This is a genomic window from Shewanella sp. M-Br (assembly GCF_036245925.1).
Taxonomy (GTDB): Bacteria; Pseudomonadota; Gammaproteobacteria; order Enterobacterales; family Shewanellaceae; genus Shewanella; species Shewanella oncorhynchi.
Window position 1 is genome coordinate 24116 of record NZ_BJBV01000031.1, and the last position, 22279, is coordinate 46394.

12 protein-coding genes are annotated in these 22279 nt (G+C 45.3%); 10 read left to right on the forward strand and 2 right to left on the reverse strand.

What is annotated here, in order from left to right; genetic code table 11:
* Window positions 1-282 precede the first annotated feature (282 nt).
* The 4 genes from AAA952_RS20460 to AAA952_RS20475 all read left to right on the forward strand — a co-directional run bounded on the left by AAA952_RS20460 (window position 283) and on the right by AAA952_RS20475 (window position 6492).
* Window positions 283-3123 carry a M16 family metallopeptidase gene (locus AAA952_RS20460; protein ID WP_338259271.1) on the forward strand — a complete coding sequence of 947 codons (2841 nt, stop codon included), beginning with the start codon at window positions 283-285 and terminating at the stop codon, window positions 3121-3123.
* A 254-nt stretch (window positions 3124-3377) separates the two neighbouring features.
* Entirely contained in the window at window positions 3378-4568 is a 1191-nt protein-coding gene (locus AAA952_RS20465) for an MFS transporter (RefSeq protein WP_338259273.1), read from the forward strand.
* The gene (yidZ, locus tag AAA952_RS20470; protein WP_338259274.1) at window positions 4543-5508 is read left to right on the forward strand and encodes an HTH-type transcriptional regulator YidZ; all 966 of its coding nucleotides are present in this window, start codon (window positions 4543-4545) and stop codon (window positions 5506-5508) included. The genes AAA952_RS20465 and yidZ overlap by 26 nt, the downstream gene beginning before the upstream one ends.
* Before the next feature lie 24 nt (window positions 5509-5532).
* On the forward strand, window positions 5533-6492 hold the full coding sequence (locus tag AAA952_RS20475) for a hypothetical protein (protein ID WP_338259276.1): 960 nt from the start codon (window positions 5533-5535) through the stop codon (window positions 6490-6492).
* Between the two features lie 106 nt (window positions 6493-6598).
* Here AAA952_RS20475 and AAA952_RS20480 read toward each other — a convergent pair whose 3' ends face one another.
* Window positions 6599-9313: a DEAD/DEAH box helicase gene (locus AAA952_RS20480; RefSeq protein ID WP_338259278.1), complete on the reverse strand. Its 2715-nt coding sequence runs from the start codon at window positions 9311-9313 to the stop codon at window positions 6599-6601.
* Window positions 9314-9685: 372 nt separating this feature from the next.
* On the opposite strand from AAA952_RS20480, the gene AAA952_RS20485 reads away from it, so the two are divergent.
* Together AAA952_RS20485 and AAA952_RS20490 are read left to right on the forward strand one after the other, a co-directional pair.
* Entirely contained in the window at window positions 9686-11056 is a 1371-nt protein-coding gene (locus AAA952_RS20485; protein ID WP_338259280.1) for a DUF4397 domain-containing protein, read from the forward strand.
* A gap of 248 nt (window positions 11057-11304) precedes the next feature.
* Window positions 11305-12426 carry a sterol desaturase family protein gene (locus AAA952_RS20490; protein ID WP_338259283.1) on the forward strand — a complete coding sequence of 374 codons (1122 nt, stop codon included), beginning with the start codon at window positions 11305-11307 and terminating at the stop codon, window positions 12424-12426.
* Between the two features lie 176 nt (window positions 12427-12602).
* Here the strand turns inward: AAA952_RS20490 and AAA952_RS20495 are convergent, their stop codons facing one another.
* A complete protein-coding gene (locus tag AAA952_RS20495; protein ID WP_263255587.1) occupies window positions 12603-14036 on the reverse strand; it encodes a LysM peptidoglycan-binding domain-containing protein in 1434 nt (477 codons plus the stop codon).
* A gap of 210 nt (window positions 14037-14246) precedes the next feature.
* Here AAA952_RS20495 and AAA952_RS20500 point away from each other — a divergent pair, with 210 nt between their 5' ends.
* From AAA952_RS20500 to AAA952_RS20515, 4 genes are all read left to right on the forward strand, one after another.
* Complete coding sequence (locus AAA952_RS20500) at window positions 14247-15602, forward strand: leucine-rich repeat-containing protein kinase family protein (RefSeq protein WP_338259286.1); 1356 nt, start codon at window positions 14247-14249, stop codon at window positions 15600-15602.
* Window positions 15603-15898: 296 nt separating this feature from the next.
* Window positions 15899-17113, forward strand: coding sequence for an efflux RND transporter periplasmic adaptor subunit (locus tag AAA952_RS20505; protein WP_338259288.1), 1215 nt, complete (start codon window positions 15899-15901; stop codon window positions 17111-17113).
* The gene (locus tag AAA952_RS20510; protein ID WP_338259289.1) at window positions 17113-20184 is read left to right on the forward strand and encodes an efflux RND transporter permease subunit; all 3072 of its coding nucleotides are present in this window, start codon (window positions 17113-17115) and stop codon (window positions 20182-20184) included. The genes AAA952_RS20505 and AAA952_RS20510 overlap by 1 nt, the downstream gene beginning before the upstream one ends.
* A 199-nt stretch (window positions 20185-20383) precedes the next feature.
* Window positions 20384-22201: a sel1 repeat family protein gene (locus AAA952_RS20515; protein WP_338259291.1), complete on the forward strand. Its 1818-nt coding sequence runs from the start codon at window positions 20384-20386 to the stop codon at window positions 22199-22201.
* Window positions 22202-22279 lie beyond the last annotated feature (78 nt).

Here is a 22279-nt window from a genome sequence, read left to right on the forward strand (position 1 = left end):
AAGTGCTTGGCTAATTAAACACTCATTATCTCGCTAATATATGTATACCATTCCACAGTAATCATTAAATCCACAGCTGTTTCAGCTTCCTTCCTCGCTCATTATTTTTCGGCATATTCTGACTATATATCAAGGCGATAAATTATTTTTAGTACGGCATAAGGTATTGATTTTGTGACTTAAAGTGCTTTAGGTACTATAGTGAAAGCTTATTTTATCTGAAACATAGGTGAGCGCTTCCTAGGTTTCTTGTTTGATTTTGGGGGAAAAGTGCGAATTTTAATGAACAATTTCAAGGTAATTAGTTTTGTGCGTCAGTGGTTACTGCTGGCGCTTTTGAGTATGGCGTTGCCACTGCAGGCGAGTGAAGATCCGCTGTGGATGGGAACGACAGGCTTGCCTATGAGCGAGCGGATCCATACTGGTGAACTTGCCAATGGTATGCGTTATTTATTGGTTAGCAATAAGACGCCGGAGCAGGCGGTCATAGTGCGGATGCGGGTGGATGTAGGCTCTTTGGTTGAGTCTGATACCGAGCAAGGATTAGTGCACTTTCTTGAGCATATGGCCTTTAATGGCTCGACCGGATTGGCTGCGGGGGAGATGATGCCGACATTGCAGCGCCTTGGCCTGAGTTTTGGCGCCGATACCAATGCTGTGACTGAGTTTCAGCAGACGGTCTATCAATTCAACTTGCCAAGTAATAGCCAAGATAAAATCGATACTGCTTTGTTTTTAATGAGAGAAATTGGCAGTAATCTATTACTCGACCCAGCGCTAATTGAACGTGAAAAAGCGGTGGTGTTGTCTGAGCTGCGTGAACGTAGCGGTGCGGATCTTGAGAATTACCGTAACCAATTACAGTTTTTAATGCCAAACACATTGCTGTCAAAGCGCTTCCCCGTGGGTGAGGCGAACAGTATCAGTAATGCCAATCGTGAGGCGTTGCTGTCTTTATATCAGCGTTTTTATACGCCCTCACGCACCACTTTAATTGTGGTGGGAGATATCGAGGTAGCCGCGGTAGAACAAAAGATAAAACAACAGTTTGCCAGTTGGAAAGCCGCGCCTTTGGCCGCTAAAACCAAGGAACAAGCTATTGGTACTGTCGCAGAGCGCCAAAGTGTCGATGCGGCGGCATTTTTTGATCAAAGTCTGTCAACGTCAGTTTCCCTTGGCATGCTAAAACCCATCTCAGCGATTACCGATAGCCCTGCTGTGCGGGAGCAGGAAATGTTGCTCGAGCTTGCCCACGGCATCTTGTATCGCCGTATGGAGTCGCAATTACTGCATAGCCAAGGTTTATATGGTGTAAACCTGCAGGTTGGACCGCAGTTTGATATTGCCTATGGCACACAAATGAGCCTAGGTACGCAGGAAAATAACTGGCAAGAGGGAATCGCACTCTTGGATAAAACCCTGCGTCAAGCAAAAGAGTTTGGTTTTAGCCAGCAGGAAATTGACCAGCAAATCAAACGTATGCATAAGGGATATCAGCTAAGTGTCGCGGGTAGCAGTACCATTCACAGTGTGAATATTGCCGAGAGTCTAGTGTATTCGGTGGCGGGCAATCGCGTCCCTGTCGAACCCGATTGGCAGCTCGCATTTTTTGAAAAAATAATGCCAACAGTGACACCGCAAAAGCTAAGCCAAGTGTTTAATCAAACATGGAACACCACGCCGTATTTGTATCTGACCAGCAATAAGCCCATTGAAAATGCTGAAAAACAGCTTATCGCCAGCTACGAGAAAAGCCGTAAACAAGCGGTGAGCGCACCAGCAATCAAGGCGATTGATGAGTTTGCTTATACTCAGTTTGGTGAGCAAGGCAAGTTAGTGGCTGACAGTCGCGATAAGGAAACGGGGATTCGTCAACTGCAATTTGCCAATGGCGTGCGCCTTAATCTTAAGCCTACCAACTTTAACAAAGGCACCACATTGGTCAGCCTAAACATTGGCTTTGGTGAAGTGCCATTCCCTGAGTTGGATGGTTTGTCTTATCTGTTTAACAGTGCGTTTGTGCAGGGTGGGCTCAAGGCCCATGATTATGACAGTCTGCAGGATATTTTTGCTGGGCAAGATATTTCCATCAACTTAGGCCTGCGTGAGCAAAGTTTTGGCGGCGAGATTAGCACTAATGCCGCAGAGCTTCGCACGCAGCTTGGCTTAATGACGGCTTATTTAATTGAGCCAGGTATGGATAAGCAGGCTGAGCAATTGTTTCGTGAACAAGTGATTGCCGAGCAACAAAGTATTCATAGCAACCCACAATCTGAGTTTTCTAATCAGTTTGCCCGTATCTCCCATAATGGTGATAAACGCTATGGTTATGGTGAGCCTGAAGAAATTCTCAAACGTCACTTTGGAGAATTAGCGCCGAGTTTCCATTCGGCCGTCGAGCAAGGGGCGATTGAACTCGCTATTGTGGGCGATTTTGATGAAGCGAGTGCCATTGCTGCTGTGGCTGAAACGCTTGGCGCCATTAAGCGTAGCCCTATTGCTATTGCTAATGCTCAGTCGATAGTACCTGTGTTTCCGAAAGTGCCCGTTCAGAAAACATTAACGCATTATGGTCAACTGGATATGGCGGCACTTGCCATGGTGTGGCCTACAACGGACATGACTCACTTGAGTCAACACGCGGGATTGGGTCTGCTGGAGCAAGTGCTAAGCATTCTATTAACGGAAAACGTGAGGGAGAAAGCGGGTGCGAGTTATTCGCCATCGGCCTTTTCTTATAACGATTTCAATGCCAGCGGTTATGGTTACTTAGGTTTGTTTAGCGTGACGACTCAAGCCATGTTGCCAACGGTTGCCGAGTATTTCACCGCCGCAGTTAAGCAAGTTAAAGCGCCTTCGGGGATCAGTGAGGACTTACTTAATCGAGCCCGCCAACCTGTGCTTGAGTGGATGCAAGCTGCGCCGCAAACCAATGGTTTTTGGTTAGATCTCACCTCAACTGCCCAGAGTCATCCTGGTCGTTTTGCTGCCTTTAAACAAAGGCAAGCGTTAGCGCAGCAGATGACAGTTGCAGAACTTAATAAATTGGCGCAGCAATATCTGCAAGACGATAGCAGTTTAATGATCCAAGTTCTGCCTGCACCGCCAGAACCTCAGCAATGAGTGTTGGGCTCATAGAATAGTAGACTGATCATTCACCGACATATCCCCTGTGGTCGCAAACCGCAGGGGATATTTTTCTACCTCTTTCCTCCTCTATCTTCTTTTACCAACTTTTCTTCCACGTTCGTGGTGTTATGTCCTCCCATAGGTCGTCAATGGAAATACCTGTTGTCGAAAATACCACTCACAGATCTGCGCGAGTGAAACTAGGCTAGGCGCAACTTATGTGTGAGATGGCTAACGGGGTGAGTTATATGTTTCGATATCTATTGTGCAGTTTTTGTCTAGTGCTTTTGTACCCGACAGGGATAGATATGTACTTGGTCGGTTTGCCGCAAATTGTGCAGGATTTAGGGGCGAGTGAGGCGCAGCTGCATATTGCTTTTTCTGTGTATCTTGCGGGAATGGCAACCACTATGCTGTTTGCGGGGAGCTTAGCCGATAGGATTGGACGTAAACCCATTACCTTGTTTGGCGCATTGCTGTTTGCTATTGCCTCTTACTTTGCCGGTAGTGCGCAAACCAGTGATCTCTTTTTAATGGCACGCTTTGCACAAGGCATTGGTGCGGGTTCTTGCTATGTTGTGGCTTTTGCGATTTTGCGTGATGTATTAGACGATAAGCGCCGAGCAAAAGTGCTCTCTATGGTCAATGGCGTGACTTGCATTATCCCAGTGATAGCACCTGTGATAGGCCATTTAATTATGCTTAAATTCCCATGGCCTAGCCTATTTAACACTATGGCGGGGATGGGATTAATGGTATTAACCCTGTGTATTTTTGTATTGCGCGAAACCTATCCTAAACCGCAATTTCACACCACAGTTGAGTCGGGTGGATATAAAGAATCCTTTAAACAGCGGTTTTTTCTCAGTCGCGTGGTGATAACGACTTTAGGTGTGACAACGATTTTAAGCTATGTAAATGTCTCTCCCATGTTGATCATGGGGCAGATGGGGTTTGACCGTGGGCAATATTCCAACACTATGGCTATGACAGCATTTGTGAGTATGGTGGCCTCATTTTCGACGCCCTTTTTACTTAACCTGTTTAAAGAAAAATCATTAATTTTGTTCTCTCAGACATTATTTGCCGCCGCGGCATTGGTGTTTATCTTGACTCAATTGGGCGGGGTTAGTCAGTCATTCAACCTGTTAGGTTTTGCTTTTGTTTGTTCCGGTTTTTCGATTGGATTTGGGGTCACCATGAGTCAGGCGCTGAGTCCATTTGTTACTCGTGCTGGAGTTGCCAGCTCATTACTGGGAATTGCCCAAGTGTGTACTTCAGCTTTATATATTTGGGTGATGGGTCTGCTCGAAGTGAGTGCGATTAATATATTATTAGTGATCCTCGCTGTCGGTGCGCTGGTGAGCATTACACTGATCTTAGCGGTTCCTAAATTGCCGGAAATTGTACTTAATGACCAAATCCCTGAGTCGGCTTGATCTTAACTTATTGTTTATTTTGCAGCTTTTATTACAGGAGCGGAGTGTCTCTAAGACTGCCAAAAAGCTCAATGTCACGCCATCCACTGTGAGTAAGTCGCTGGCCAAATTACGGGATTGGTTTGACGATCCCTTATTTGTCAAAACGCCGCAGGGATTTCAGTTAACGCCATTGGCTCACGGTATGGAGCAGGAGTTATCCGAATGGTTGCAAATGGGTAAGCAACTGATGGCTAAGCGCGGTGACGAGATGACCAAAGGGCTCACCTTCGAGTTGATGCTTGAGTCGCCTTTGTTGCTTATCATGCTTAATGAGCTGACTCAGGCCATTTATACTCAATACCCTGATGCAAAGGTGAAGGTACGAAATTGGGATTACGATTCACTCGAAGCGATTGTGCGTGGTGAAGCGGATATGGGGTTTACTGGCCGAGAAAGTCATCCACGTTCTAAGGAATCCCTTGATTTATTACCCTATTTTATCGATTTTGAGGTTTTATTTACCGATCTTCCTCAGGTGTATTTGCGCCGCGATCATCCCGCCTTGCAGGAAGAGTGGAATATAGACACCTTTCTTAAATATTCGCATATCAATATTTTGTGGGAAAAGAGCGAAACTTGGGCCTTAGATGATGTGCTTATTGAGCTTGGTCTGAGTCGTAATATTGTGCTGACCTTGGCCAGTTTTGAGCAGTCACTGTTTGTCGCGGCAGAGCCTCACCACAACATGATGGCAATTGCGCCACAATATTGCGAACAATATGCTCGCCAATTACACCCTGACTTAGTCAGTCGCCCCATCCCGTTAAGCGACGAATATCTTGATAAACTCGCCATTCCTTTTACCTTGATTTGGCATAAGAGAAACAGCCACAACCCCAAAATCACTTGGCTAAGAAACAAGATAAAAGTGATTTATCAGCCGCGTGCGCATGATTAAGACGTTAAGCTTCACAGAGGATATATGTTAGAACTGTTGATTTCTTTAAAGAAGACTGTAAATCAGTCTGCAAAAGATGACCTAGAGCACTGGCTAAGTTCCATGCCTGACGGGGCTGCTTGGTATGTTATTTCGGATTATTGTTTCGGGGACAAAACTAAGCAAAATGACACAGTGTCATTTACAGTTCTCTTACATCACGACAAGCTGGATAATATCAAAGAATATATCAATCACTTTGCCCCTAAAGACATAAAATCAACTCGGACGGTATCTGTCGAATTCTTACAATATATTAATTCCCCAGTTACCTTTTCGTTTACTTTCGTAATTGACCGAAAGGCTAACTTGCTTAGAGATTATGCTACAGATGAAAATATGCTGTCATTCTTACCAGCGTTTCGCAATGTAGTATCAGATATCGCAAGTAACTCAACATTTCAAAACGGCTATGTTGATGGAGTCATGAAAAGAGTTAGAGCTTTTGAAGCTGATTTCTCAAAGAAAAACTTTAATTCAAAATTAGCCCGTCAAATTTACATAGTGTCAGCATTTGCTAGTGTCGTTTTTGAAGTTTTAGCTATAGCTAAAAAGCCCAAATATATTCAGTGGATTTCTGACAGAGATGCGCTGCTTGAGCGATATGATAGTTTTGCTTTTGACCTATCATACTTTTTATTTTTACAGAGTTATTCTGTACACTTTGAGCGAAAAGAAAATTCAGTGTTAATGTTAGATACCCCTCAGTTTCTATTCCCAGAACCAGAGAAGTCTGGGAAAAACCATTATGATGAGTTAATTCGAATTCCTGATTATTTGGCGGGGACCTTAGCGGATCTAGATGTCTCATCCAATAAATTTACTAAAGATAAGTACAATACAATCCTTTTAAATTCGTTAGTTAACTCTCGCAACCAAGCTGTCATCTACGTTACAGGCAAGGGAAATGATCTTTACTGTAAACGTTTAGTTCATAAAGCTTAACAAACGTCTCATAAGGGACTGTCAACGTGTGGCGTTTCCTGTCCCATTCAACTGCGATGTGGTTACGGCTGTTGTGATTGAGTTTGGTAGTCGCGTTGTCTGCTCCTTAGGCGGGTGTTATTCCCAATTGCTGACAAATATGTTGGATACAAAGTTCTCGCTGTTGGCACCATAGCCCGTAGCTGACGGGGATCAGTTTAATGCCCGCGCGCTGTAAGAGTTTATACAGTTCAATATCGAAAAAGTCCGCCCAAGGTCCTGGGTAACCGATTAAATCTATTGCTAAATATTGGTTACCATAGCGACATAAAATATCCAGTTCTAGCCCCGCCATATGGTAGGCTCGCCAGACAGTTATGCCTTTTTCTTCAATCGCGAGTGCCACAGACTGGCCGAAGGTATCGAGGGAATCGACATAATTGTGTGCCGCTTGAAATTGACCCGCCGATGCTAAGTAAGTTGCCAGTAAATTATTGTTGGGGAGTTCATGCGCTTGTACCGATAAAAATAGCCACTGCATTTGTTTAGCGCGGGTGATCGCGACATTGAACATATCGGCTCGATTTAAATACACAGCGGCGCGGCTGTCGTTGGCCGTAATGCTAAACGATAGCAGCATAATATCGCGCTCTTCCCCTTGAAAACCAAAGGGCGTGGCAATCCGTAATTGGTGACGCTCGAGTTGTTGTGCGCTAAAGCGCGCGAGGATTTGCTGGGATAAATACTCCGTCTGATTGCGAAAACAGGAGAGTACACCAATGCTGGAAGGCACTAATACATTTTCTTGTTCATCAATCAGTTGAGCTAACTTTTGAATTAATGCTTCCGCTTCTATGGCGTTAATTCCCTTACTGTCACGGCTGCCAGTAACCTGGACTCTGTGTAAGTGTCCCGAACTTGTGCAAGGTCTGTGCTGCATAATCTTCAGCATGCCTTGATAAAACTGCTGATTACTAAATTGGATCAGCTCAGGTTTACTCCGAAAATGCTCATTTAAAAATACCACTTGGGATTGGCTCGCGAGGGACTGTGACACTAAGTCGAGCATACTGGCATCACGGTAGCTCATTAGGCCGCGACAATCTGGGGCGAGTCCGAGTTGGGTCTGGATTTGAGTTTGTTTTGCGCGGGATAAAAACGAGAAATGGCGCAGTTGTTTGCTATCTCCCACCACCAGTGCCGCTTTTGCTCGCTGCAAGGCCGGTAAACATGCGGCAATATTGGCTTGAGTGGCTTCATCAATAATGACTAAATCAAACATTTGCAGCTCCATAGGCAGCACTTTATGTAAGCTGGCAAGGCTAGATAACCAAATGGGAAAGGTTTGTTTTAAGGCATCAAAATCCGTCTTGTAGAAGCCGTCGAGTTGCTTAGCGGACTGGCGGGCGCGTAACGCACTGGCAAAACTCACCAGCGTACTGCGCTTATGTTTGAGTAATTGGTTTAATCGATAGTGAGTTGCCAATTGTAAGTATTTGAGGCTTAAGTCTTCTTTTTGCGCGATGAGGGCCGTTAATTTATCGAGTTCATTCCATTGCTGGGCAAACCTTTTTATACCTGCATGGTAAGCCCAGTTGTAAAATCCTAAGCGCCAACGGGATTGTCCTTGTTGTAAGGTCGCCAGTTTTTGGCCGCGACGTATGGCATGGCGGCAATGACGTATAAAGCCCGCTTCCATTTTGGTTTGCTCGCGAGTCACGGTATTAAGTTGTTGTTTTGCATTGAGTAGCAACCTATGCGAGACGGCTTCATCAGATGCAGGGTGCTGACCATGGAGCATTTCATCAATCTGGTTTTTAAGGACTTTTATAAACTGCGGCGAGCCTGCTCGAATAAGGCTGCTCCCTAGCTGGAATTGTTGTTGCAATTTATCGGCAATCACATCAACAGCTACATCGGTGTGGGCGACGATAAGTACCGATTTTCCCCTTAATACCTGCTCTGCTGCCACTGTGGCTATGGTGTAACTCTTACCTGTTCCCGGTGGGCCTGAGATCTGCCCCAAAGTATGATTGGCCGCAATCTTTAAGGCCTGAATTTGCGCGCGGCTTAACAGCCCAGGAAGATAAGCCTCTTGTGTGTCTTCACTGGCGCTGATTGATGTTGTTTGTTGTGTTTCTGCGAATAGCGCTTTAAGCGGTGCTGATGGTTCAGGCGCTGTCATTAGTTTGTCGAGTTCGTGCAAAATGCCCCGACTTGCGATCGAACGTTCTGCCAAAATGATTTGGCTTCGACTGACAAGAAACTGCCCACGTTTACGGCATAAGCTAGTAAATTCAGCCTCATCGATCAGCTTGGGAAAATGCAATAAGTGACTGGTATCAACATCGGCTTGGCCCGCTCGCAGCCAAGATATCCAGCCACTGACATCCGTTGGATTATCGCGTAAATCTTGGCTTAGGCTATGTCCTTCAACGACTAATTTTTCTAATAGAGCTTCATTGATAGTGAATGGTCCGCTGCCAGCTAGAGTGTTATTGCTCTCTAGGTAGAGATTATCGCCGTCAGCCTGTAATTGGCATTCGCGATAAAGGAGTGGTGTCACGACTTTACGTTTTTCGCCATTAAGGTCGACTGTGCCGCAGAAAAACAGACAGCAGTGCAATAATACCTTTTCACGTAAATACAAAGCGCTACGTGCTAGTAATGCACTGGCGGGAGCAAATGGCACAGGCAAGCGGGGTAGGAAGCCACTGCTTAACTCGTCTTCATGTTGGAGTAATAGCTGATCTTGCTCGGCAAGCTTGTGGCTAGACCAGAGATTGATTTCGGCACTATCGTGTTGAAAACATTGTTTGTAGTAGTTGAGAATCCCTTGCAAATCCTATCCATCCCAAAGGCTTAATTGGCGATGCGAGAGTAACCTAATCGCATTAGTCGAACAAGGTTTGTACCGTTTGAGGATAGTTTATCCATAGTCGCTTTAAGCCTAAAAGAGAGGTGTTCGATAGAACAGTCATTTTCCACTGGAGCAGAATTTTTGAGAGGCGAGCAAAAGTATCAGCAGCCGCATTTGTATCAATTAAGGGCCTGAAAAGTGTGGTTTGTATCACTTTTTGGTGTGTTATTGAAATGTTTGTTAAGTGTTTTAGTTTGTAAAATATTTGTTTTTGTTTTTAGTGGAAATTGCCATTGTTGTCATTGTATAACTGCGTAGATTGAACTGAATTTTTGTCTGCTAATGAGGGAAACAATGATAAAAAGTAAGCTAAAGGGATTCGCTGCGGTGGCTGTTGCCTGTTTAGCGGTAACGGCATGTGGCTCAGATGATAATAATGAAGAGGGCACAGATCAAAATGCCACCTATGTGCAATTTTATAATGCTTCAGCTGGAAGCACTGCTACTGCACTCAAAGTTGCCGATAAAACCTATGAAAGTGTGATCTATGGGGACACTATGCCGCGATTTACGTCGACGGCTGGCGTAACTGCGATTGAAGTGATGGCTAAGGATGCCTCTGATAAAGATATCTCTATTTATAAAGAAAATATCGATTTGAAAGTTGCAACGGACCATTTCTTTGTATTACATGGTGATTTTACCGAACCTAAATTACTTAATATCAACTATTCTCGCACTGAACTCGATAAGCTCAACGAAGTGGCTGAAAACAGTAAAATGCAGCTCTTGATTGCCAATACTGCAGTTCATGCCCAAGCCTTTGACGCTTATGTTTCTAAGTCGACCCAAACCTTTGCTGATGCCGTGATGTTAGGTAGTGTGGCTTATGGTGAAGTGTCGCAGCCGCAAGTGATGGATACGGGTGAATATAAGGTTTACCTCGCACCAGCGGGAACAACCAATGTTTCTTATACAACTGCAAACATTAAATTCAGTTCTAAGGTGCCTTATAAGCTGATCATCCGTGAAGGTTTTGGTGCTTCGGATTCAAAAATCACCTTAGACAGTGTCGATTCAACCACCAATGTTCGCAACCATGTGGCATTAGAAGCGAGTGTCGATTATCGCGTCTTTAACGGTTTAGGTTCGCACATTATCGATGTGAAAGTGGCCAGCAGTAAGCAAGATACTCTGTTTAGCGAAGTGCCATCTTTTGGGGTGACTAGCTATCAAGGTGCTGAGTTTAATGATTTTGGTGTGAGTGTGTTCGACCACGGTACGCAAAATAAATTGCTCGATAACGTGTTGATCACCCTGAACCAAGATGACATTAAAACCATCTTCATCTATGAGCAAACGACCGAGCAGGGCAGCCAAGTGAAGGCGATGGAGATGAAGCAAACTAAGACGCCAAGTCCCTATAGCTTTAAGTTCGACATTGTGAGTTTTGCCGATAAAAGCAATCTAACTGTGTATTTCTTAAAGGCAAATGACACGATTGAAACGGCTGTAAATAAGATCACCGCAGTCAATCCTGCGAGCCCTCAGTCAGTGACTGTGCCAGCTGGCGAATATTCTATTAAGGTTATCGCTGTGGAAAACGGTACTAAAACCGTTGTCTATGCATCCGATTTAATGGATTTCAGCAATGAAGACAATGTGACTATGGTGCTGAATAAAGATCCTTCTACTAGCTTTGGTTATAACTTGATTAAGATCTAACCGCTAAGGTGAGTGAACTTAGCTAATACAAGAGCGCTACTTAGGTAGCGCTTTTTTTGCTGTTTTTTTGTGCTCGCTTTAGTGGGCTTAGTAGATTGAGCATTATTGTCTTAGCATTCACTTTTTATTGATTGTGGCTGCGGGGTTAATGTAGGCTGATCGGCAAAAATTAAGCCGAGCATTGCTGTGATGTGGATAACGCTGTGATGTGAATAACGCGAGCAATATAGGAAAAGGAGTTCACTGTGATGAGTAAAGGATTTAAAGACGGTCATTTCCAAATTGGTGAAGGCAGTATTAGCGGTACTATAGCGTGTATGTTAGCGATATTATCGTTTCTGGGCGTATTGGCGTTTCATTTTCCCGAATATCTCACCACTCCGGAATTACGCCAAAGCTATAATGTCGATGTTATTCGCAGCTTAATATTTGTCGCCTTAGTGGTGTCGGGCAGTTTAGGTTTATTGAATTTTATTCGAAATAAAAATAAGCGTTTCGGCTTTGTGGCTTGGGTATTTGTGAGTTTAGCGATTGCCTTTGGTGGTCATCAAGTTGAGGTCGAGCCTTTTGCTAATCATAAGGTCTCACTGGGTTTAGATTGGTTTATTTTAGACTTATTAGGCTCAACCTTAATTTTCATTTTTATCGAAAAATGGCTACCCCATAAACCAGAACAAGCAATATTGAGACCCGAGTGGCAAGGGGATTTAAACCATTTTTTGGTGAATCACTTAGCGATTGGATTTGTATTATTGGTGGCAAACCAATTTGTGCAGTCGACCTTTTCTTGGGCTATTTCCAGCACAGTGCAAAGCTTTATCGCGGGTCTCCCCTTTGTGTTGCAACTGTTGTTGATTTTATTGGTCGCCGATTTAATGCAATATGCGGCGCACCGTGCCTACCATGAAATTCCTTTCCTGTGGCGCTTCCATTCGGTGCACCATAGCGCGAAACATTTAGATTGGTTGGCTGGTTCAAGGCAACATATGTTTGAGTTGATTGCTACCCGTTGTTTAGTGCTCACGCCGATTTTTATCTTGGGATTCTCCAAAGACATCATCAGTATTTATGTGATTATCGTTGGCGTGCAGGCGGTCTTTAATCATGCCAATGTGCAGGTTAACTTTGGCTGGCTACGTTACTTAATTGTCAGTCCGCAATTCCACCATTGGCACCATGCTTCCGATAAGGCGGCAATCGACCGTAACTATGCTGCCCATTTTTCTTTTTTAGATTACCTATTTGGGACTGCAGTTCGAGGTCAGAAAGAGTGGCCAGAGCAATATGGTGTCGTGGGCGATTACATGCCTGTTGGCATGTTTAAGCAGCAATTGTATCCCCTTGGTTTAGCGAAGAAAAACACAAAATAATGGCACTGCAATTGGAGTGGTTTGTTTTGGAATGATTGTCCGAGAGCATTGGTTAGGTCAACTGAGCAGTAACGCTGAACTGTGGCGGTTAACTCTGATATTGGGATAGAAACAAGCCCAACACAGCGCTTGGGAACCGCGCTTTGTTGGGCTTTTTGCCGTTCAAACTACAATCGTTATTCGGAAATTTTCAGTTCTTGGCCTGGCTTAATAATGCTTTTGCCATTGAGCTGGTTCCACTTCATTAAGTCAGCCAGTTTAACCTTATTCTTACGGGCGATTTTATCCAGCGAATCACCAGATTTCACCTTGTAAGTGGTCGCTTTTACTGCAGGTTTATCGGCCGATGTTGAGGTAGTCACTTTAGCTTTGGTCGACGACTTATTGCTCACTTTTTTATCTGTCTTCGCCTTGGTTTTAGTGGGTTCAGGCTCATTATCATTGCCTGCCATTGGCGTTAACAGTGTGAGCTCTTGGCCGATTTTTAGGCGGTCCGATGTCAGATTGTTGGCCTGTTTTAATGCTTTCACTGACATATCAAACTTGGCTGCGATTGTGCCTAGGCTGTCACCAGATTTGACGATATAGCTTTGGCTATCATAGCGTTTTTGAGCGTAGAGCTTGTCCTGATTTTCCTGATAATGACCTATGTTTTCCAGCGGTAAGGCGATTTGATATTTGCCTTTGCTGGGGATTACACCTTGGCGAAAGCCTGGGTTATAGGTTTTAAATTCTGCTTTGCTGAGCCCTGCTGCATTAGCAATCTGGCCAATATCTACGCCATTAGGTGCTGGCACTCTTTCCAAGAAAGGGCGGTTAGCAATAGGGGGGACTTTTAAACCGTAGTGGTTGGGATTTCGAATAATCTGAATAAATGCCAGCCACTTAGGGACTGTTTGTACTCGCTTAGCGGGGATACCCAGTGACCAAAAGTCCGTAGGTTTGCCCTTGGCTTTGTTTTTATCAATGGCGGCTTTGATCACTAGCTCACCGGTATTGTAGGCGGCGACGGCGTTGATCCAGTCTTTGTCTAAGGTGTCGTATAGGTGCTGTAGATAGTCGAGCACTGCATCGGTTGAGGCCAGCGCATCTTTACGGCCATCGTAGGCTGAATTCACCGTTAAGCCAAAATTACGTCCAGTAGCAGGGATCATTTGCCACAGTCCTGCGGGGCCGTTAGCTTGTGCTAAAGGGTTATAGCCACTTTCGACTATGGGCAATAACGCCAATTCTAATGGCATGTTACGCGCTTCGAGCTGGCTGACTATGTAATACAAGAATGGCTCGGCGCGATCGCCAACCTGATTCATAAATTTTTGTTTATCATCGAAAAAGTTACGCTGTTTACGTACTTCGGCATCATCATGGACATCAATGGTATTGGCGTGTTGGATCTTTTCCCACACATCGCTGTACTGCTCAATCACTGCGGGTGGTGTTTGATGCTGTTGTGGCGAGTGGTCGTTATCGTTACTGACATCACTTGCTGTGGCATTGAATTCAGTGGTTGATGGGCTTGCTGATGTTGTAGCACAACCGCTCAGTAGGGCCATTAGCATGGCAAGCATAAGCACTGTAAATGAGTGCGTTTGGCGAAAATGTGTCCGCATGATTGTCCTGTGATGAGTTGACTGGGCATTCCATATTGGTGCACATGCTAATCTGTTTTCGAGTTTCTGGATAGCTCCCCCAAGTTTTACCTATAGTATCAAAGTTGTCTTAAGGCCGATTGTGCCGCCCTTTGATTGCAGATCCTGCGTTTAGCTTTGTCGATTTATACGCTACCATAGCCGCGATTTTTCATTAACTTGGGTAGCAAAGTGCAGACGTTAGCGCAGTTAAGGGCAGGGCAGTTACAAGGGATCACACGTTTACAATTGGTTGAGGATTTAACCGAGTTCCCGCGGGAGATTTTTGATTTAGCCGATACCCTCGAAATCCTCGATTTATCGAATAATCAACTGAGCACTTTGCCCGAGGATTTACACCGCTTATCGCATTTAAAGATAATTTTCGCCTCGAATAATCGCTTTGAACATTTGCCTGAGGCATTAGGGCGCTGCACAAATTTAGAGATGATTGGCTTTAAGGCCAATCAAATTAAAACAGTGACTGCTGCGGCATTACCGCTGCAAACCCGCTGGCTCATCCTAACCGATAATCTCATTGAGACATTGCCTGCGGCCATGGGCGATTTACATCGTCTGCAAAAATTAGCTTTAGCGGGTAACCGTTTAACAACCTTGCCCGAGTCGATGGCCAATTGCCGCAACTTAGAGTTAGTGCGTTTATCGGCCAATCAACTCCACGCACTGCCAGCTTGGTTACTCAGTTTGCCCAAACTGACTTGGCTCGCCTTTGCGGGAAATCCATTCAGCCATACCTTAGTCGATCCCCATGCCGATGTGGCCACAGTGGCGAATGTGACTCTGGGTGATATCAAGTTGGCTGAGAAGCTTGGCGAAGGGGCATCTGGGGTCATTTATCGAGGCGATTGGTTGAATCAAACCATGATAGCCGCGACGGGGTCGGCGCAGATTGCGGTAAAACTCTTTAAGGGTGAAGTGACGAGTGATGGTTATCCCGCTGATGAGTTAGATTGCTGTCTCACAACGGGTGATCATCCCAGCCTTATTAAGGTCGTGGCGCACATTAGCCAGAAAGATCAATTGGGTTTAGTGATGGAACTTATTCCGCCAGGGTTTAGTAACTTAGGGCTACCACCAAGTCTTGTCACCTGCACTCGCGATACCTTTAAAGACGGTAGCCAATTTCGCCTTGATGAAGTCGCCAAAATCACATACCAGTTGGCCGATGCAATGGCGCACATGCATGCCAAACAAGTAAGCCATGGTGATGTCTACGCCCATAATATTATGGTTAATCAACAGATGAGCTTATTGTTTGGGGATTTTGGTGCGGCATCAAACTTACGCAATCTATCGACAGCAGAACGCTTAGCGATAGAAGCTATTGAAGTGCGGGCGCTTGGTTGCTTGATTGAAGATCTGTTGGCCTATGTGGATGCATCTGCCTATGTGAGTGCCTCGATTGGCCCTCTGTACTACACACAGTTGAGTGCGATTAAAGACGAGTGCATGCAGTTAGATGTGGCTCAGCGCCCCTGTTTTGCAGACGTGAAAAAGGCCATCGGAGCCCTGTTAAAAGGTAAATAGTGGCTTGCTAATAGGCTGGCTCTACACTTGTTTCAAGTTTGCTGTATTTTATGGTTGTTTGTGTGATTTAAGTGCTCACTATTAAGTTTATCGTTAAGTTATTGTTTTGTTTGGTTGTGTAACCGAGTTTTTACTGGCACTGACTGGGATTAAGCCTATAGGCTGTATACCCAAATAACCTCAAATTGCTGAAACAGGCACTTTGGGGGGACTTGGTATTAGTTTTGGGTTCAATCCGGTTTGCTGTTGTCGGATAGGATGTCCGTTGAATAGTAAGAACGATAGGTTTGCATACTATGTTTACACGAACGCTGTTTATACAAAGAGTAACTGAACAAGCACGCAGTGCATGCGATATTTCATTAAAAAGCCATCCCCATCATCTCCCAAAGGCGCCCTTATTCGCGCCTTTGCCGTTTCTACTGGCGAGTGTTTTCGCTTTAGCCCCTATGGCCGTGATGTCGGCGGACAAGGTCGACATCATCCCTGTGACGGTCGAGGCCGTTAAAGAAACGTCCTTTGCCGATGTAGTGAATGAAGTCGGTAAAATCAACGCTATCGATTCAGCCACGCTGAACTTTAATGCTAGCGAAAAAATTAGCGCGATTCATTTTAGTAACGGCGACAAAGTGATTAAAGGCCAAGTGATTGCCGAGCAGGACAACATTAAAGCCAAGGCTGATTTAGACAAAGCCAAGAGCACCTTAGCACTGGCTAAAACTAAGCTGGAGCGTATCGAAGATTTACTGATTAAAGAACCCTTTGCGCTTGCTAAGCAAGATGTGGATGAGCTACGGGAAAATGTGAATCTGGCCGATGCGGATTTTCGCCAGAAACAAGCAACCATGAACGATTACCTGATCAAGGCGCCCTTCGATGGTCAGTTGACCAGCTTTAGTCAGTCTATCGGTAGTCAAATTGGTGCTGGTACGGCCTTAGTCACCCTCTATAGTTTAAATCCGGTCGAAGTGCGTTATGCCATCAGTCAGAAGGATTTAGGCAAGGCGCAAAAGGGCCAAAAGGTGAATGTGACTGTTGAGGCCTATGGTAATAAGGTATTCAAAGGGTTAGTTAACTATGTTGCTCCTGCGGTAGATGAAAGCTCAGGACGGGTTGAAGTGCATGCCGCCCTTGAAAACCCTGAGTTTAAGCTTGCTCCTGGCATGTTCGCCAACATTAAGCAGTTCTATAGTCTAGGGATTAAACGTCTATTAGTGCCGCAAAATTCGATTATTGCCAATAACGATGAACGTTTTGTCTGGCTAGTGCAGGGCGATAGCGTAATAAAGCAAGTGGTTAAACTCGCTCAAAATACGAATGACGGTTATACCGTCGTGACTGAAGGTTTAGCCGAAGGCGATTTAGTCGTTAAAACGGGTATGCAAAACCTCAAGTCCGATAGCAAGATCAAAGTCGTGCAGGATAGAAACACTGCAGATAAAGCGGCAACATCAAGCGCTGACAAAGGTGCTGATTCAGGCGCTACTCCAAATATTGAGGTGGCTGAATAATGCGTTTACCCGAAGTCTGTATTCGTCATCCTATCTTCGCCTCCGTACTCAGTATTATGGCTGTGTTACTGGGCTTGATTGCCTTTCAAAAACTCGATATCCAATACTTCCCTGAGCATACCACCCACTCGGCATCTGTGAATGCGTCGATTGCAGGGGCGAGCGCCGATTTTATGTCGAGTAACGTGGCCGATAAGTTGATTGCAGCGGCTTCGGGCATAGATAAAGTCGATACCATGTCGACCGACTGTAGCGAGGGGCGTTGCTCATTAACGATTAAATTCAATGATGACACCAGCGATATTGAATACACCAACTTAATGAACAAGTTGCGTAGCAGCGTCGAAGGGATTAACGATTTCCCCCAGAGCATGATAGATAAGCCCACAGTCACCGACGATACCTCGGCCACAGATTCTGCCAGTAATATCATCACCTTTGTGAACGCGGGAGGCATGGAAAAGCAGGCTATGTACGACTACATTAGCCAGCAGTTAGTACCGCAACTCAAACAAGTTCAAGGCGTTGGTGCCGTTTGGGGCCCCTATGGCGGCTCACAAAAGGCGGTCAGAGTTTGGCTCAATCCTGAACAAATGAAGGCGTTGAATATTAAAGCTGCCGATGTGGTGGGCACGTTAGGCTCCTACAATGCCAGTTTTACCTCGGGCGCGATCAAAGGTAAGTCGCGGGATTTCTCGATTAACCCTTTGAATCAAGTTGAAACGCTTGAAGACGTGAAGGATCTGGTGATTAAGGTTAGCGAGGGTAAGATCATCCGCGTGTCCGATGTCGCCGATGTGGTGATGGGCGAGGAAAGTCTGTCGCCGAGTATGTTGTCTATCGGTGGACATAGTGCAATGTCATTGCAGATTTTACCGCTGAGCAACGCTAACCCAGTGACAGTGGCTTCGAACATTAAAGCCGAAATTGCACGCATGCAAAAACATTTACCCCAAGGCTTAGAAATGAACTTGGCTTACAACCAGGCTGATTTTATTGAAGCCTCCATCGACGAAGGGTTTTCTGCGTTGATTGAAGCAGTGATCTTAGTTTCGCTGATTGTGGTGTTATTTTTGGGTAGCCTGCGGGCGGCATCGATCCCCATTATTACCATTCCCGTGTGCGTGATTGGGGTGTTTGCTGTGATGTCGGCGCTCGGATTTAGTATCAATGTGTTGACTATTCTGGCGATTATTTTGGCCATTGGTCTGGTGGTGGACGATGCCATTGTGGTGGTTGAGAACTGCTATCGCCATATTGAAAACGGTGAAACGCCTTTCAATGCGGCGATTAAAGGCTGTCAGGAGATCATTTTCCCTATCATTGCGATGACGTTAACGCTCGCCGCCGTGTATCTACCGATCGGATTAATGTCGGGCTTAACCGCCGATCTGTTTCGGCAATTCTCCTTTACCTTAGCAGCGGCCGTAATGATCTCTGGCGTGGTGGCGTTGACTTTGTCGCCTATGATGAGCGCCTATCTTATCAATACCACTGAGCAACACCCTAAATGGTTTAGCCGAGTCGAGAATGCGCTGCAGCAGTTAAATCATTTGTATATCAATGAGCTGAATAAGTGGCTTTTCCGTAAGCGTTTGATGTTTGGCGCGGCTGTGGTTTTGGTGGGTCTTGCGGGTATTGCTTACTGGCAATTACCCAAAATACTCTTGCCTGCGGAGGACTCTGGCTTTATTGATGTGGCGTCTAATGGCCCTACCGGTGTCGGTCGGCAGTATCATCTCAATCACAATGCTGAGCTTAATGGCGTGATGGACGAGCATCCCGCGGTTGGGGCTAACTTGTCCTATATCGAGGGAGAGCCAGTGAACCATGTGCTACTCAAACCTTGGGGTGAGCGCAGTGAGGGTATAGATGATGTGATCAGCGACTTGATTACAACATCAAAGGAAAACGTTTCTGCCTATAACATGTCGTTTAGCATTCGCTCAGCAAATAACCTCAATATTGCCAATAACTTGCGTTTAGAGCTGACGACCTTAGATCGGAATAAGGACGAACTCAGCGAAACCGCCGCCAAAGTGCAAAAATTACTCGAGGATTATCCTGGGCTGAATAACGTGGGTAACTCAGTGCTTAGGGATCAACTACGCTACGATCTGTCTATCGATCGCAACGCCATTATCCTTTCAGGTGTGAGTTATGGTGATGTCACTAATGCACTTTCTACCTTTCTTGGCTCAGTGAAGGCGGCGGACTTACATGCTACCGATGGTTTTACTTATCCTATTCAAGTGCAAGTAAACTTAGACAAACTGAGTGATTTTAAAGTGTTGAATAAGCTGTATGTCACTTCTGAATCTGGGCAAGCACTGCCATTATCGCAATTTGTGTCGATTAAACAGACTACGGCAGAATCTAACATTAAGACGTTTATGGGTCTTGATAGCGCTGAATTGACGGCAGATATTATGCCCGGCTATTCAACTGATGAAATCAAAACCTACTTAGATGAACAATTACCGACATTGCTTAATGATGCCCAAGGCTTTAAATACAATGGCGTGGTAAAGGATCTTATGGATTCGCAGGCGGGCACTCAGTCGCTATTCTTGCTGGCATTGGTGTTTATCTATTTGATTTTGGCTGCGCAGTTCGAAAGTTTTGTCGATCCCTTAATTATCTTACTGACTGTGCCCTTGTGTATTGTCGGTGCGTTATTGACCTTAGCCTTGTTTGGCCAGAGTGTGAATATCTATTCGCAGATTGGTTTATTAACCTTAGTGGGGCTAGTGACTAAGCACGGTATCTTGCTGGTGGAGTTTGCCAATAAGCAACAAGACCAAGGTTTGAGTGCGATTGAGGCGGCGCGAAGCAGTGCCAAATCTCGTTTAAGACCGATTCTAATGACGTCTTTAACCATGATTTTAAGTGCGATTCCTTTAGCCTTGGCATCGGGACCGGGCTCGTTAGGGTTAGCTAACATAGGTTTAGTCTTAGTTGGAGGTCTGTTAGCGGGCACTTTCTTCTCGTTATTTGTAGTGCCAGTGGCCTATGTCGCTATGGCGGAATTGAAGGCCAAGGATGTGCTTGCTAGACTGCGAAGTGCTTAAGTTGAGTTTTATGCGCTGGGTTTATCGAGCCTAGACTGAGAGGCATGGGTTCAACTTGCCTGTAAATACGTTATGATTTAAGCCAACGGCTAAACGCGTTGGCTTAATTTTTTGTCGATAACTTAATGATCTTTGTTGTATTTAAGCGAGTGTTTAAGTGCGAGTGGATTTGCCTCATCAGCGACGGAGAGCTGGCATTATGAGTTTGTTACATTGCTTTCATAGGGCTTTTTTATATTTGGTTTGCTCGGCTGGATTGATGTTTGCCTCTCCCGTCATGGCCTCTTTTTGGGATTCCTTATTTCGTAGTGAGTTGCCCGTCGATCAAGTGACTGCACCTGTAGACAGTCCGCGTTTCGAGTTCGTTGGTGTATTACCTGCTAATACGCAATTAGAACTTGTCGGTTATTACGTCTCATCTGTTTGTACTCGAAAGGAAATCCGTTTTCCCAGTGGTGATATTGCTAATCCCTACCGCGCGACATTCGAAGAAACCTCAGTGCTACGGCAAGTGATTAGCAGTGGTAGCAAAGCGAGTGAGTTTTCGCTGCCCTTAGCTTTAAATGGTGGCGGCGATTGTCAGTGGCGGCTTGAGGATTTAATGCTCGATGTGACAATACTGCCGAACCATCCGTTGTGGCAAAGGGCTAAAGCACTTAAACAACAATACCTTGCTAAGTTGCAGCGCACTTCTGTTGTGGATGCGGCACAAGTTGCTAGCCAAACGACGTTGCCGACTCAAGTGTCACCCCACGATGATTTTTATTTAAGTCATGAACTTAATATCGATCCTATTCATGCGGGTAGCGAGGCGGATAATTCGTTGCTTGCGACTACGCCTTTATCTTTAGCGCCAGTTTACTATCCAGTATTTATTCATTCTCCTAAGGAAGACAAACCCTTCGAGGCTAGGCTGAAAAGCAGTTTGCAGCAAATTTCTAGCCTATGGGCTAGTCCTTATACTCAAGCGATTCGCCGCGGTGATGAGGCTGTGATGCGGGTGAATTTTAATCCACAGATTGCCGAACAGTATGAGGTCAATGTTTGGTATCAGCCTGATACGGTTGAAGTGAATTATCCCGATGGTACTCAATATACTTATGCTAACGGTGATGTGGAATTGTATGCCTATGGTAAACCTGAATCACAAATCAATACCTTAGCTCAGAGTTCAAAGGCTACTGATAAACGATTGTTAGCACGTATCTATGAGCTTGGACACGCCTTACCCAAGGATAAAATTAAGGCACAGAAATATTACCGTGAAGCCGCTGAAGCTGGCGATATTGAGGCGCTGCATTGGATGCGAGATCAAGCGGGTTACGCGGGGCGTGCCGATGAAAAGATCTATTGGCTGGAACGCGCCGCGAGCTTTGGCGATAACGCGGCAAAGCTTGAGTTAATCCGTTTACCTTTATCGGTTATCGAGCGTGGCTTGGTTAATACAGGTGCGGATAAGGTTCGTGAAACGCAAGCATGGCAGCAGTTAAATCAGCTAGTTGACCAAGGGTTGCCTGAGGCAAGAAGTCTGATGGCGTTTTATCAAGTGTTATCTTGCTCCCCTTACTTTAATGCCACAACGGCATTGGAAAATTATCGCCAAAGCGTTAAAGCTCAACCTGATTTAGCGCGAGATGCTGCCGAAACCTATTACTACTTTAAAGAGGATTTTGAGCAGAGCGAGGAGTTTTGGATCATTGCCGCCGAGCGAGATCTTTACGCCGCCGCTGAACTTGCCAATATCCTGCTATTGGAACCCTATCGAGATACGGTTAACGCGCGATTCTGGTTAGAAAAAGTGACAACCTTGGGTGCTAAACAAGGTTTGCAGGCGGATATTCTAGGCAATGCTTACTTCCAGTTCGCAACGCTGTTAGATAAAGGCGAGGGTGGACCGGCCGATGCTAAAGCAGCGTTAACGCTTTATCAGCAGAGCATTGAAATGGCAGAGCGGTTTTCAAACGACTATGCAGCAAGGGCCAAGGAGAGAGTGCAAGTGCTCGAAGGGATGCGCTAATAACGTATTGCCGCTAAAGACTCTATGACGTCAGTGTCGCTTATTCAGCTTATCTTCAATAAAAATCCCTGCAGAAGC

Excerpts from the sequence above, each read along its gene's own strand:
- AAA952_RS20460 (WP_338259271.1), top strand. The coding sequence starts at position 283 with ATGAACAATTTCAAGGTAATTAGTTTTGTGCGTCAGTGGTTACTGCTG.
- AAA952_RS20465 (WP_338259273.1), top strand. The coding sequence starts at position 3,378 with ATGTTTCGATATCTATTGTGCAGTTTTTGTCTAGTGCTTTTGTACCCG.
- yidZ (WP_338259274.1), top strand. The coding sequence starts at position 4,543 with ATGACCAAATCCCTGAGTCGGCTTGATCTTAACTTATTGTTTATTTTG.
- AAA952_RS20475 (WP_338259276.1), top strand. The coding sequence starts at position 5,533 with ATGTTAGAACTGTTGATTTCTTTAAAGAAGACTGTAAATCAGTCTGCA.
- AAA952_RS20485 (WP_338259280.1), top strand. The coding sequence starts at position 9,686 with ATGATAAAAAGTAAGCTAAAGGGATTCGCTGCGGTGGCTGTTGCCTGT.
- AAA952_RS20490 (WP_338259283.1), top strand. The coding sequence starts at position 11,305 with ATGAGTAAAGGATTTAAAGACGGTCATTTCCAAATTGGTGAAGGCAGT.
- AAA952_RS20495 (WP_263255587.1), bottom strand. The coding sequence starts at position 14,036 with ATGCGGACACATTTTCGCCAAACGCACTCATTTACAGTGCTTATGCTT.
- AAA952_RS20505 (WP_338259288.1), top strand. The coding sequence starts at position 15,899 with ATGTTTACACGAACGCTGTTTATACAAAGAGTAACTGAACAAGCACGC.
- AAA952_RS20510 (WP_338259289.1), top strand. The coding sequence starts at position 17,113 with ATGCGTTTACCCGAAGTCTGTATTCGTCATCCTATCTTCGCCTCCGTA.
- AAA952_RS20515 (WP_338259291.1), top strand. The coding sequence starts at position 20,384 with ATGAGTTTGTTACATTGCTTTCATAGGGCTTTTTTATATTTGGTTTGC.